The sequence below is a fragment of the Streptomyces sp. NPDC034103 genome (genome assembly GCF_055575395.1).
Map to the genome: position 1 here is coordinate 484,859 of NZ_JBVISS010000003.1, position 12,607 is coordinate 497,465.

Consider the following 12,607-nt stretch of genomic DNA (forward strand, 5'->3'; position numbering starts at 1 on the left):
CAGCTGATCTCGGGATTCGAGTAGCAGCAACCAAGCAGCCAGAGCAGCAAACCCGCCGAGAGGTTCCCCATGGCAGGCGAGACCGTCATCACGGTCGTCGGCAATCTTGTCGACGACCCCGAGCTGCGCTTCACCCCCTCCGGTGCGGCGGTCGCGAAGTTCCGTGTCGCGTCCACCCCCCGCACCTTCGACCGTCAGACCAACGAGTGGAAGGACGGCGAGAGCCTGTTCCTGACCTGCTCGGTCTGGCGTCAGGCGGCGGAGAACGTCGCCGAGTCGCTCCAGCGAGGCATGCGCGTCATCGTGCAGGGCCGGCTGAAGCAGCGGTCCTACGAGGACCGTGAGGGCGTCAAGCGCACGGTCTACGAGCTGGACGTCGAGGAAGTCGGCGCCAGCCTGCGCAATGCCACGGCCAAGGTCACCAAGACGGCCGGCGGTGCCGGTCGTGGTGGCCAGGGCGGTTACGGCGGCGGCGCTGGCGGCCAGGGTGGCGGCGGCTGGGGTGGAAACTCCGGCGGCGGCCAGCAGGGCGGCGGCGCTCCCGCTGACGACCCGTGGGCCAGCGGCGCACCCGCCGGTGGCCAGCAGGGCGGCGGCGGTGGCGGCGGCTGGGGTGGAAACTCCAGCGGCGGCAGCGCTGGCGGCGGCTACTCGGACGAGCCCCCCTTCTAGGGGCTCACTCCCACTTCTTGATCACACAGGAGAAACACCATGGCGAAGCCGCCTGTGCGCAAGCCTAAGAAGAAGGTCTGCGCTTTCTGCAAGGACAAGGTCACGTACGTGGACTACAAGGACACGAACATGCTGCGGAAGTTCATTTCCGACCGCGGCAAGATCCGTGCCCGCCGCGTGACCGGCAACTGCACGCAGCACCAGCGTGACGTCGCCACGGCTGTCAAGAACAGCCGTGAGATGGCGCTGCTGCCCTACACCTCCACCGCGCGATAAGGGAAGGGTGACCGACTCATGAAGATCATCCTCACCCACGAGGTCTCCGGCCTCGGTGCCGCGGGCGACGTCGTTGACGTCAAGGACGGTTACGCTCGCAACTACCTGATCCCGCGGAAGTTCGCTATCCGCTGGACCAAGGGCGGCGAGAAGGACGTCGAGCAGATCCGTCGTGCTCGCAAGATCCACGAGATCCAGACCATCGAGCAGGCCAACCAGATCAAGGGCCAGCTCGAGGCCGTCAAGGTCCGTCTGGCTGTTCGCTCCGGCGACGCCGGTCGTCTCTTCGGTTCCGTCACCCCGGCCGACATCGCCTCGGCGATCAAGGCTTCCGGTGGCCCCGAGGTCGACAAGCGCCGCATCGAGCTCGGCGCGCCGATCAAGACCCTCGGCGCTCACGAGACGTCCGTGCGTCTGCACCCCGAGGTTGCCGCCAAGGTCAACATCGAGGTCGTCGCGGCCTGACCGCTGCGCTCGGCTTGAGCAGTTGTGAGAGGGGCCGTATCCCGTCGGATACGGCCCCTCCTGCATGCCCGGCAGTCGGAAGGGGCTCGTGATGTTTCACGTGAAACGTGGCGGGCCCTGGTGTTTCACGTGAAACGTGGCAGGCCTTGGTGTTTCACGTGAAACGGTCAGCGCGTCGCGCCGGTCACGATCCAGCGGCCTGACCGGGAACGTAGCCACAGGGTCAGCAGCCGCACCGCCATCATCAGCGTCATCGCTCCCCAGACCGCGGTGAGACCTCCGCCGAGGGCGGGGATGAGCAGAGCCACCGGGGCGAAGACCGCCAGGGTCAGCACCATGGCCCAGGCGAGGTACGGTCCATCGCCCGCGCCCATGAGGACACCGTCCAGCACGAAGACGATCCCGCAGATCGGCTGGGCGAGCGCCACCACGAGCAGGGCGGGCAATGCCGCACCCTTCACCACGGAGTCGCTGGTGAACAGCGGAAGAAAGACGGGGCGGGCCAGTACGACGGCGATACCCAGCACCACGCCGACCGCGATGCCCCACTGGACCATGCGACGGCAGGCCTCGCGGGCGCCCTGGGCGTCGCCCGCACCGAGATAGCGCCCGATGATGGCCTGTCCTGCGATGGCGATGGCATCCAGCGCGAAGGCGAGCAGACTCCACAGGGACAGGATGATCTGGTGGGCCGCGATGTCGGCGTCGCCGAGTCGGGCTGCCACGGCCGTGGCGATCATGAGGATGGCCCGGAGCGAGAGCGTACGGACGAGCAGCGGAACGCCGGCTTGTGCCGAGGCCCGGATGCCTGTGACATCGGGGCGCAGTGAGGCACCGTGAGCGGCGGCTCCACGGACGACCACGACGAGGTAGACGGCAGCCATCCCGCACTGGGCGATGACCGTGCCCCAGGCGGAGCCGGCGATGCCGAGGTCGGCGCCGTAGACGAGGCCGACGTTGAGGGCGGCGTTGGCGACGAAGCCGCCGATGGCTACGTACAGAGGCGTCCTGGTGTCCTGGAGCCCGCGGAGGACTCCGGTCGCGGCGAGGACGACGAGCATGGCCGGGATACCCAAGGACGAGATGCGCAGATAGGTGATCGCGTAGGGGGCGGCGGTGTCGGAGGCGCCGAACAGTTCGACCAGGGCAGGTGCGGTGGGCAGGACGATGGCGACGACTGTGGCACCGAGCAGGAGTGCCAGCCAGATACCGTCCATACCCTGGCGAATGGCGGCCGGGAGATCGTCGGCGCCGACACGTCGGGCTACGGCCGCGGTGGTGGCGTACGCGAGGAAGACGAAGATGCTGACGCCGGTCATGAGGAGGGCCGAGGCGACTCCCAGGCCCGCGAGTTGCGCCGTGCCGAGATGGCCCACGATCGCGCTGTCGGCCATGACGAAAAGGGGCTCGGCGACGAGCGCGCCGAAGGCCGGAACAGCCAAGGCGACGATCTCGCGGTCGTGCTGTCGCCGTAGGGCGCGCGGGGTCGCGGGAGCGTGTGTCATGAGCACCAATCTAATCGTCCACAGGTAAGCGATGCAATGGACTTGTGACCCTTACTTGCAGTCTTGCGGCACGTGTGTGCGCGTGTCGATCGATGTGATCTTGGTCCGAGTGGGGAAGTTTTTCTTCTGCACAGCCAGTGGACGGGAAGTTCGCAGGTCAGGGCGGTTCCTGCGGGAGATACGCGAGCTTGTTCACAGGCCTGTCCACCGTGTCGTGCACAGGTTTCGCGGAGTTCTCCACAGCATCTGGGCCGTCGTCCACATGGCCTGTGGATAACCAGATTGGCTGACGGTGCCGGGGGGCCTACCGTGGTCCGGCGCCCGCTCCGTTCGTCGGCCTGGAAACCATCACAAAACCGACGCGCCCGAACCGGAGTTGGGCCTCTTATTTGTCAGTGCCGTGCCGTAGAACAGAGGGCACGGCGAGGTCCGCTCGGCGGACGGGAGGAGGTGGCTCGGTGAGCATTTCCGAGCCCTTGGACGATCCGTGGGCCGACAGCGGTCCCAGTGATCGCCTGCCCGCCTCGCGTCGCCGCGGCGACGGTGGCCGGGGCCGAGACGAGCAGCATGACCGTGGCCGGGAGAACGGCGAATGGGACGGCGGGGGCACGTCCTTCGAACGCGTGCCGCCGCAGGATCTCGACGCCGAGCAGTCCGTCCTCGGCGGCATGCTGCTGTCCAAGGACGCGATCGCCGACGTCGTGGAGGTCATCAAGGGCCACGACTTCTACAAGCCGGCGCACGAGACCATCTTCCAGGCGATCCTCGATGTGTACGCCAAGGGCGAGCCGGCCGACCCGATCACCATCGCGGCCGAACTCACCAAGCGCGGCGAGATCAACAAGGTCGGCGGAGCCTCGTATCTGCACACCCTCGTCCAGACGGTGCCCACGGCAGCGAACGCCGAGTACTACGCGGAGATCGTGCACGAGCGCGCGGTCCTGCGCCGACTCGTCGAGGCCGGCACCCGCATCACCCAGATGGGATACGCGGCCGACGACGACGTCGACGAGATCGTCAACCGCGCCCAGGCCGAGATCTACGCGGTCACCGAGCAGCGCACCAGCGAGGACTACCTCCCTCTCGGCGACATCATGGAGGGCGCGCTCGACGAGATCGAGGCGATCGGCTCCCGCACCGGCGAGATGACCGGTGTGCCCACGGGCTTCACCGACCTCGACTCCCTCACCAACGGGCTTCACCCGGGGCAGATGATCGTCATCGCGGCCCGTCCCGCCATGGGTAAGTCCACCCTCGCGCTGGACTTCGCCCGAGCCGCGTCGATCAAGAACAACCTGCCGAGCGTCATCTTCTCCCTCGAAATGGGGCGCAACGAGATCGCGATGCGCCTGCTGTCCGCCGAGGCACGCGTGGCCCTGCACCACATGCGCTCCGGCACCATGACGGACGACGACTGGACCCGCCTGGCGCGCCGGATGCCCGAGGTCTCGGCCGCGCCGCTCTACATCGACGACTCCCCGAACCTGTCGATGATGGAGATCCGCGCCAAGTGCCGCCGGCTGAAGCAGCGCAACGACATCAAGCTCGTGATCATCGACTATCTCCAGCTGATGCAGTCGGGCAAGCGCTCCGAGAGCCGTCAGCAGGAGGTCTCGGACATGTCCCGTAACCTCAAGCTCCTCGCCAAGGAGCTGGAGGTCCCGGTCATCGCGCTCTCCCAGCTCAACCGTGGCCCCGAGCAGCGTACGGACAAGAAGCCGCAGGTGTCCGACCTGCGTGAGTCCGGTTCCATCGAGCAGGACGCGGACATGGTCATCCTGCTGCACCGCGAGGACGCCTACGAGAAGGAGTCACCGCGCGCGGGTGAGGCGGACATCATCGTGGGCAAGCACCGTAACGGCCCGACAGCGACGATCACGGTCGCCTTCCAGGGCCACTACTCGCGCTTCGTGGACATGGCGCAGACCTGAGCCGGCCGGCCGCGGCGGCCTAATGAGTTCGACGTCCCGGCGTGCCGCGGGGTGGACTGGGCCCATGACGACATCTCAGGAAGAGCTGCTCCCGGGCACGCGCCGGGCGTTGCTGCACCGTATCGCCGTGGCCCAGTCCGAGGGGCGCGCGCCGTCGCTGGTCGCGGCGGTCGTACGGGACGGAAGAGCCGTGTGGCACGGCTCGCGGACCTCGGTGGACGGGCACGGGCCGGACGAGAACGTGCAGTATCGGATCGGCTCGATCACCAAGACCTTCACCGCCGTGCTCGTGCTGCGGCTGCGTGACGAGGGGTTGCTCGACCTCGGCGACGCCCTGGAGAAGCATCTGCCGGGCACCGGCGCGGGGGAGGCCACCATCGCCGAACTGCTCGCCCACACAGCCGGGTTGGCGGCCGAGTCGCCGGGGCCGTGGTGGGAGCGCAGTCCGGGCTCCCTGCGTCCCGAACTGACCGATGTGCTCGGTGAGCAGCCCTTCCTGCATCCGATCGGCCGCCGCTTCCACTACTCGAACCCCGGCTACACCCTGCTCGGCGCGCTGGTGGAGAAGCTGCGTGGAGCCCCGTGGGAGGACGTACTGCGGCGCGAGGTGCTCGAACCCCTCGGCCTGGACCGCACGAGCACCCAGCCACGGGCGCCGCACGCGGGCGGCTGGGCGGTGCACCCCTGGGCCGACGTGATGCTTCCGGAACCCACCGAGGACCTCGGGCGGATGGCGCCGGCCGGCCAACTCTGGTCCACCACCGGCGACCTGGCGAATTTCGCCGCGTTCCTGGCCAGGGGCGACGACCGGGTGCTGAGTCCGGAGACGGTGCGGGAGATGCGGACGCCCGCCGCGCCTGCCGAGGCGGCGGATGTTCTGGACGGTGCGGCCTACGGGCTCGGGATGCAGGTGCAGAGCCGGGACGGTCGGCTGCTGGTCGGGCACTCGGGGTCCCTGCCGGGCTTCCTGGCGAACCTCACCATCAGCGTGGCGGACGACGTCGCCGCGGTGGTGCTGGCCAACTGCACCTCCGGGCCGCTCCTCGGCTCCGTGGGTGCCGATCTCGTCCGGATCGTCGCGGAGGCCGAGCCGCGGACGCCCGAGCCGTGGCGTCCGTTGCCCGAAGTCGACTCGGCTGTGCTGGAGTTGGCGGGTCAGTGGTACTGGGGGACTCACGCGTTCGCTCTGCGGTTGACGACCGAGGGCGGCGTCTCCCTGGCCCCCTTGAGCGGCATCGGCCGCCGTTCGCGGTTCCGTGCGAACGGGGACGGCACGTGGACGGGACTGGAGGGCTACTTCGCCGGAGAGCCGCTGAGGGCCGTACGGCGGCCTGACGGCAGCGTGAGCCACCTGGACCTCGGCTCGTTCGTGTTCACGCGTCAGCCGTACGACGAGGGGGCGCCTGTGCCGGGTGGGGTGGACCCGGAGGGGTGGCGCGGGATCGGGTGAGGCGCGGGATCGGGTGAGGCGTGGGGCCTGTTTCACGTGAAACAGGCCCTTCGGTGCCCGGGTGAACCGAGCGGCCGTCTGGCAGAGAGCACGAAGGCCCCGTCAGGGAGCCCGAGCGGCCCAGCTGCCCTGGTGGCGATCGGCCTGATCGCGGCCACCCGCTCCCGCTGGCGACCGCTGTGGCTGCTGCAGAGGGCCCCGGCGTCGAAGGTGTGCACGTCGTAGCCGTGCAGAGCGGCCCGGTCGAGTCTGTATGGCGTAGGGCTCCGAAGGTCAGAGCGCCATCTTGAAGCCCACGTGTGAGGCCTCGAACCCCAGCCGCTCGTAGAAGCGGTGCGCGTCGGTGCGGGTGGCGTCGGAGGTCAGCTGCACCAACTGGCAGTCCTGGCGCCGGGATTCGTCGATCGCCCACTCGATGAGCTGCGTCCCCAGGCCGCTGCCGCGCTCGTCGGCATGGATGCGGACCCCCTCGATGATCGACCGGGTCGAGCCGCGGCGGGACAGCCCGGGAATGATCGTGAGCTGGAGTGTGCCGACCACCCGGCCCTCACGGACGGCGACCACCAGGTGCTGGTGGGGATCGGCGGCGAGCCGCTCCAGCGCCGCCAGGTAGGGGGCGAGGTCGTCCGGTGACTCACGCTGTGCGCCGAGGGGGTCGTCGGCGAGCATGGCGACGATCGCGGCGACATCGGCAGGGGCGGCGGCCCGTATTTCAAGATCTCCCATGGCCGCAGCCTATGCGGGCGCCTTCAGCGACTCCACGGCCCGGACCAGAGGGGCCAGTTCGGCATTCCGGGCCGCTGCGTCGAGGGCCTCACGCAGGGCCGAGTCGTTCGTCGGCCGCGCCTCGGCGAGGAGCTTGAGGCCGGCTTCGGTGACGTTGGTGTAGATGCCCCGACGGTCGGTGGGGCAGAGGTAGCGGGTGAGCAGGCCTCGGTCCTCGAGCCGGGTGACCAGTCGGGTGGTGGCGCTCTGGCTCAGGACGACGGCGTCGGCGACCTGCTTCATCTGCAGATGCCCGCCCTCCCCGTCGTGCTGGCGGCTGAGCACGTCGAGCAGGGAGTACTCGCGGACGCTGAGGTCGTGCTGCGCCTGGAGGGCCCGCTCGATGTGGGCCTCGATCCTCCCGTGGAGCAGGGAGAGGGCGCACCAGCCCTGTGCGAGGGCGGTGAGTGCGGGGTCCGTCGCTGTCATCGGTGCTTCCTTCGTCCCGGAGCGGCTGAGACCAGGATAGGGCACCTCTGCAATAGTCGTCGCTTGCAAGTATAAGGCGTCTGCAAGTATTGTCTGGGGCTGTAAAGCGCTCGTGCAACTACTGGAAGGGTGCAGACCCCATGCCTCTCGCGCTCCTCGCTCTCGCGATCGGGGCCTTCGGGATCGGGACCACCGAGTTTGTGATCATGGGCTTGCTGCCCGAGGTCGCCGACGATTTCGGGGTCTCCATTCCCACGGCCGGCTTCCTGGTGACGGGCTACGCGCTCGGCGTCATGTTCGGTGCCCCGCTGATGACGGCGCTCGGCACCAAGGTCTCCCGCAAGCGCATGCTGATGGTCCTCATGGGCCTGTTCATCGCGGGCAACCTGCTGTCCGCCCTGGCCCCCGCCTTCAGCGTCATGCTGATCGGCCGGGTGGTGGCCTCACTCGCGCACGGCGCCTTCTTCGGTATCGGCTCGGTCGTCGCGGCCGAGTTGGTCGCCCCGGAGCGGAAGGCCGGAGCCATCGCGACGATGTTCACCGGTCTCACCGTCGCGAACGTGGTGGGCGTCCCGCTCGGCACGCTCGTGGGACAGAGCATCGGCTGGAGGGTCACCTTCGCCGTCGTCGCCGCGCTGGGCGTCGTAGGGCTGATCGGCGTCGCCAAGCTCGTCCCCGACCTGCCCAGGCCGGAGGGCGTGCGTCTGCGCCATGAACTGGCCGCCTTCAAGAACACCCAGGTCCTGCTCGCGATGGCGATGACCGTCCTGGGCTTCGGCGGCGTCTTCGCGGCCATCACCTACATCGCGCCGATGATGACCCACGTCGCCGGGTTCGCCGACGGCTCCGTCACCTGGCTGCTCGTCCTGTTCGGCCTCGGCATGGTCGGCGGCAACCTCATCGGTGGCAAGTACGCGGACCGCGCCCTGATGCCCCTGCTGTACGTGTCCCTGGGCGCCCTGGCGGTCGTCCTCGCGCTCTTCACGTTCACCGCGCACCACAAGGTCCTCGCCGCCGTCACGATCGTCCTCATCGGCGCCCTGGGCTTCGCCACGGTCCCGCCGCTGCAGAAGCGCGTCCTCGACCAGGCGCACGGCGCCCCGACCCTCGCCTCGGCCGTGAACATCGGCGCGTTCAACCTGGGCAACGCGCTGTCCGCCTGGCTCGGGGGCCTCGTCATCGGCGCCGGCTTCGGCTACACCGCCCCCAACTGGGTGGGCGCCGCTCTCGCCGCGGCCGCCCTGGGACTGGCCCTTGTCTCCGCCGCTCTGGAGCGACGCGACCAGGTGGCCAGCCAGGTCATCACGGGTGCCGTACCGGCTGAGCGGAAAGCCGCCGTCCATCACTGAACCGCATGCGGCACGACGGTGATGCGGGATCCGAAAGGACCGGCATCGCCGTGCGGGCGGTTCTCAGCTCGCCGCGACCGTCACCGGCGCGAACCGTCGACTCCAGTCACCGGGCAGCTCCGACATCCCGTAGGTCATGACCGAGTTGAAGGCGACGGACTCCAGTCCCCGGTCCTTCACCCACGTCAGCAGCTCTTCGTGCCGCACGTCGATGTCGGTACGCAGCGCGCGGTCGGTGTGGGCGGCGAGGGAGGCGACGAGCGCCTTCGCCGTCTCGGTGTCCCGGGCGACCAGTGGACCCACGACGTGAGTGTCCTGATTGGGCCAGGCCCCCGCGTAACCGATGATCCGGCCGTTCTCCTCGGCGACCCGCAGCTGGTCGGCGAAGGCGGGCAGGCGCGTGACGATGTGGGTGCGATCGGAGCCGAAGACCTCCTCGTCGAGGCGGAGGATGGCGGTGAGGTCCTCGGCGGTGGCCGCGCGGGTGGCGACCGTGGGCCGGTAACCCCCGTCCCTGAGACGGCCCCGGACCATTTCCGCCCGCCCGGTGACCTTGAAGCCGAGCTCCTCGTACAGCGGGCGTCCGTTCGGCGTCGCGTGCAGTGTCAGCGGGGTGGTGCCCATCGCCGAGAGCACGTGATGCATCAGTCGGCGGCCGATGCCCTGGCGTGCGTGCCGCTCGGCGACCAGCACCATGCCGATCGCTCCCAGATCGGGGCGGCCGTGGGGGCCGTACTCGGTGACGGCGCAGGCGGTGACAAGACCTCCGGCGGGGTCGTCGATGCCGTATCCCTTTCCGGCTGTGAGGAGGAAGCCCCACTTGTGCTCCTCGCGCGGCCACCCCCGGTCTTCGGACAAGTCGGCGCAGGCGGTGAGATCGCGCCGGGTCAGTCGGCGGATGGGCAGATCGGCGAGGGAAGGTGTCGACACGCAGGTCAGGCTGTCTGACGGGCGCCCTCGGCGTCCACCTGTTTCCGATGAGACATACGAGGTTTTGGCCATGCCGACGCCGCCCGTACAGCGTCCCGACAGCGAGTTCATGTTTCACGTGAAACATGGGCGAACGGCGGCAACGGGTGTCCCGAATCGAAGCCCCGCCCAGAGAGTCCCGGCGTCCTCGACGACCTGGCTGAAAGCCGGCCCGGTTAGCCTCGGCGCCATGGCCAGACTTCATCTCTTCGATCTCGACGGCACATTGCTGTACGGCACTTCCTCGCCCGTGGAGATCTCCCGGCAACTAGGGCTGGAAGCCGAGGCGGTGGCGCTCGACCAGGCGATCGCGGCGGGGCTGATAGACCCGCCCGAGTATGCGCTGCGGGTACGTGAACTGTGGACGGAGCTCACCGAAGCTCATGTGGCCGCTGCTTTCGAGGGTGCTCCGTGGCTGACCCGCATTCGTGACGTCTGGGAGGCGATCCGGGAAGACGGTGACTACTGCGCCGTCGTGTCGCTCTCACCGTCCTTCTTCGTCGAGCGGCTCACCACATGGGGTGCGCACGCGGCCCACGGATCACGCTTCCCCGCTGTGCCGTTCACCGAGCCCGTCGACCCGTCCGGAATTCTCAGTGCCGCGGCCAAGGTCCTGATCGCGGACCGGCTTTGCGCGGAGTTCGGAGTGACGCGTGCCGACTGCGTCGCTTATGGAGACTCGTCCTCGGACAAGGACCTCTTCGGCGTTGTTTCCCTCTCTGTGGCGGTCAATGCGGACAGCCATCTGTCCGCTCTCGCGACCCATGCCTACACGGGCAGAGACCTGTGGGCCGCTTATGAATTGGTGCGCCACGCCCGGTAATTGAGGCGATCGGCGGTTCGCCTCTCACCTCTTTCGTGGGGGCGCATGGGGGGTGTGTGCAAGACGGCGACCGGTAGGGTCGACGTCGGTTCTTGTCCCGCGAGGTGGGCACATCCGCGTGCAGCACGGTGCCCGGACCGAGAACAAGGCAGAAGAGCCTAACGGGACGGCGAGATCGAAGACTCGCGTTCTCGGTTATGCGGCCAGTGCGCTCCCGTGCGATGGGATGCTGCGGTGAGAGTCTGCGGCCCATGTCCTCCCTCTCGCCTTGCTTGTCCGTGTGGGGCGCGAATGAGGGTTGATCGCGGCCGTATCGGCAATGAGCACGAACGGGGAAAGCAACCGTCTGCGGGGGAAAGCAGGCACATTCCGACCGAGGAAGTGCGCAGACCGACCGAAAGATGTTCGAGGCGAGGCACACCATGGACGCTCCGACCACCACGTCGGCCGACAACGGCACTTCCGGCGGCGGAGACGGCTGGTTCACGCCGCACAAGCAGCCGGCGTCGGCACCCGGCAACGAACAGGAGACCACCGAGGGAAGCCGCCTCGCGGCACTGCGTCCGGTCGGCAGGACCACATCAGGCTCCGACACGGATATGCCGTCTTCCGACACGAGCGCATCGGGCTTCGACACCCACGCACCGGGGTCCGGGCCGAGCGCGTCGGCACCCCAGGACATCGCACCGCCCGCCCAGGGCGAACCGACGCCTCTGACACCGGCTTCCGCCTTCCACGACATACCCCGGCCCGCTCCGGCGCGCCTTACGCTGCCCGAGCACCGCGCGTCTCCGCAGCGCTCCACCCGGGCGCGGGTCCAGCAAGCCACACCGGACGCGGTCCTCATCCGCCGGACCATGGCGGAGGTCGCCCCCGTGGCCGACAAGGTCACCTCGTACTTCTACGCGCTGCTCTTCGTCCGCCACCCCGGCCTGCGCTCGCTCTTCCCGGCCGCCATGGACACCCAGCGGGACCGGCTGCTCAGGGCGCTGCTCACAGCGGCCGAGCACATCGACAACACCCCCGTTCTCGTCGACTACCTCCAGAACCTCGGCCGCGGCCACCGCAAGTACGGCACCCGCCCCGAGCACTACCCGGCCCTGGGCGAGTGCCTCATCGGCGCCCTGAGCAAGTACGCCGAGCAGATCTGGGACCCGGAGCTGGAGGCCGCCTGGGTCCGGGCGTACACGACGATCTCGCAGGTGATGATCGACGCGGCGGCCGTCGACGAACTGCGCGCCCCGGCCTGGTGGTACGCGGAGGTCGTCTCGCACGACCTGAGGACACCGGACGTCGCTGTCGTCACCGTACGGCCGGACCAGCCCTATCCCTTCCTCGCGGGCCAGTACACCAGCCTGGAGACGCCCTGGTGGCCGCGGATCTGGCGGCACTACTCCTTCGCCTCGGCGCCGCGCTCGGACGGCCTGCTGTCGTTCCACGTGAAGGCCGTCCCGGCCGGCTGGGTCTCCAACGCCCTGGTGCACCGCGCGCGGCCCGGTGACATCCTCCGGCTCGGCCCGCCGACCGGTTCCATGACCGTGGACCACACCACCGACAGCGGACTGCTCTGCCTGGGCGGCGGCACCGGCATAGCGCCCATCAAGGCCCTGGTCGAGGATGTCGCCGAACGCGGAGAACGGCGGCCGGTCGAGGTCTTCTACGGCGCCCGTACCGACCACGACCTGTACGACATCGACACGCTGCTCAGGCTCCAGCAGTCGCACCCGTGGCTCTCTGTCCGCGCGGTCATCGACCAGCAGGCCCGCGTTCAGCTTCCCGAGGCCATCCGCAGGTACGGCCCCTGGAACGAGTTCGACGCCTTCCTCTCGGGCCCGCCCGGAATGATCCGCAGCGGCGTGGACGCCCTGAGGGACATCGGCATCCCGTCTGAGCGCATACGACATGACTCGGTGGAGGAACTCGTCGCCGTCGGGGACTGACCTCAGCCTGGCCCGAAGCTCGGCGAAGGCCGC

12 protein-coding genes are annotated in these 12,607 nt (G+C 69.0%); 8 read left to right on the forward strand and 4 right to left on the reverse strand.

Annotated elements, in window-relative coordinates; translation table 11 throughout:
• The first annotated feature begins 69 nt into the window (after positions 1 to 69).
• Genes ACZ56U_RS08425 through rplI form a run of 3 tightly spaced genes read left to right on the forward strand, consistent with a single transcriptional unit; the run spans position 70 to position 1,413 of the window.
• On the forward strand, positions 70 to 672 hold the full coding sequence (locus ACZ56U_RS08425) for a single-stranded DNA-binding protein (RefSeq protein ID WP_469083249.1): 603 nt from the start codon (positions 70 to 72) through the stop codon (positions 670 to 672).
• 39 nt (positions 673 to 711) lie between these two features.
• Positions 712 to 948 carry a 30S ribosomal protein S18 gene (rpsR, locus tag ACZ56U_RS08430; protein WP_003949403.1) on the forward strand — a complete coding sequence of 79 codons (237 nt, stop codon included), beginning with the start codon at positions 712 to 714 and terminating at the stop codon, positions 946 to 948.
• A gap of 18 nt (positions 949 to 966) precedes the next feature.
• The gene (rplI, locus tag ACZ56U_RS08435) at positions 967 to 1,413 is read left to right on the forward strand and encodes a 50S ribosomal protein L9 (RefSeq protein WP_391233494.1); all 447 of its coding nucleotides are present in this window, start codon (positions 967 to 969) and stop codon (positions 1,411 to 1,413) included.
• Positions 1,414 to 1,580: 167 nt separating this feature from the next.
• On the opposite strand, the gene ACZ56U_RS08440 is transcribed toward rplI, so the two are convergent.
• Positions 1,581 to 2,927: an MATE family efflux transporter gene (locus tag ACZ56U_RS08440; protein ID WP_469083250.1), complete on the reverse strand. Its 1,347-nt coding sequence runs from the start codon at positions 2,925 to 2,927 to the stop codon at positions 1,581 to 1,583.
• Between the two features lie 449 nt (positions 2,928 to 3,376).
• Here ACZ56U_RS08440 and dnaB point away from each other — a divergent pair, with 449 nt between their 5' ends.
• The gene (gene dnaB / locus ACZ56U_RS08445; protein WP_398836922.1) at positions 3,377 to 4,849 is read left to right on the forward strand and encodes a replicative DNA helicase; all 1,473 of its coding nucleotides are present in this window, start codon (positions 3,377 to 3,379) and stop codon (positions 4,847 to 4,849) included.
• 64 nt (positions 4,850 to 4,913) lie between these two features.
• Positions 4,914 to 6,299 (forward strand): serine hydrolase domain-containing protein, encoded by a 1,386-nt coding sequence (locus ACZ56U_RS08450; protein WP_469083251.1) that lies wholly within the window; start codon positions 4,914 to 4,916, stop codon positions 6,297 to 6,299.
• A gap of 273 nt (positions 6,300 to 6,572) precedes the next feature.
• On the opposite strand, the gene ACZ56U_RS08455 is transcribed toward ACZ56U_RS08450, so the two are convergent.
• Positions 6,573 to 7,025 carry a GNAT family N-acetyltransferase gene (locus ACZ56U_RS08455; RefSeq protein ID WP_469083252.1) on the reverse strand — a complete coding sequence of 151 codons (453 nt, stop codon included), beginning with the start codon at positions 7,023 to 7,025 and terminating at the stop codon, positions 6,573 to 6,575.
• Between the two features lie 9 nt (positions 7,026 to 7,034).
• The gene (locus ACZ56U_RS08460) at positions 7,035 to 7,493 is read right to left on the reverse strand and encodes a MarR family winged helix-turn-helix transcriptional regulator (protein ID WP_469083253.1); all 459 of its coding nucleotides are present in this window, start codon (positions 7,491 to 7,493) and stop codon (positions 7,035 to 7,037) included.
• A 140-nt stretch (positions 7,494 to 7,633) separates the two neighbouring features.
• Between ACZ56U_RS08460 and ACZ56U_RS08465 the strand changes: the two genes are divergently transcribed.
• Positions 7,634 to 8,842: an MFS transporter gene (locus ACZ56U_RS08465; protein ID WP_469083254.1), complete on the forward strand. Its 1,209-nt coding sequence runs from the start codon at positions 7,634 to 7,636 to the stop codon at positions 8,840 to 8,842.
• 63 nt (positions 8,843 to 8,905) lie between these two features.
• On the opposite strand, the gene ACZ56U_RS08470 is transcribed toward ACZ56U_RS08465, so the two are convergent.
• A complete protein-coding gene (locus tag ACZ56U_RS08470; RefSeq protein ID WP_469083255.1) occupies positions 8,906 to 9,772 on the reverse strand; it encodes a GNAT family N-acetyltransferase in 867 nt (288 codons plus the stop codon).
• A 229-nt stretch (positions 9,773 to 10,001) separates the two neighbouring features.
• Between ACZ56U_RS08470 and ACZ56U_RS08475 the strand changes: the two genes are divergently transcribed.
• Positions 10,002 to 10,634, forward strand: a complete 633-nt coding sequence (locus ACZ56U_RS08475; protein WP_469083256.1) for an HAD family hydrolase — start codon at positions 10,002 to 10,004, stop codon at positions 10,632 to 10,634.
• A gap of 422 nt (positions 10,635 to 11,056) precedes the next feature.
• Positions 11,057 to 12,574, forward strand: a complete 1,518-nt coding sequence (locus ACZ56U_RS08480; protein WP_469083257.1) for a globin domain-containing protein — start codon at positions 11,057 to 11,059, stop codon at positions 12,572 to 12,574.
• The last annotated feature ends 33 nt before the right edge of the window (positions 12,575 to 12,607 follow it).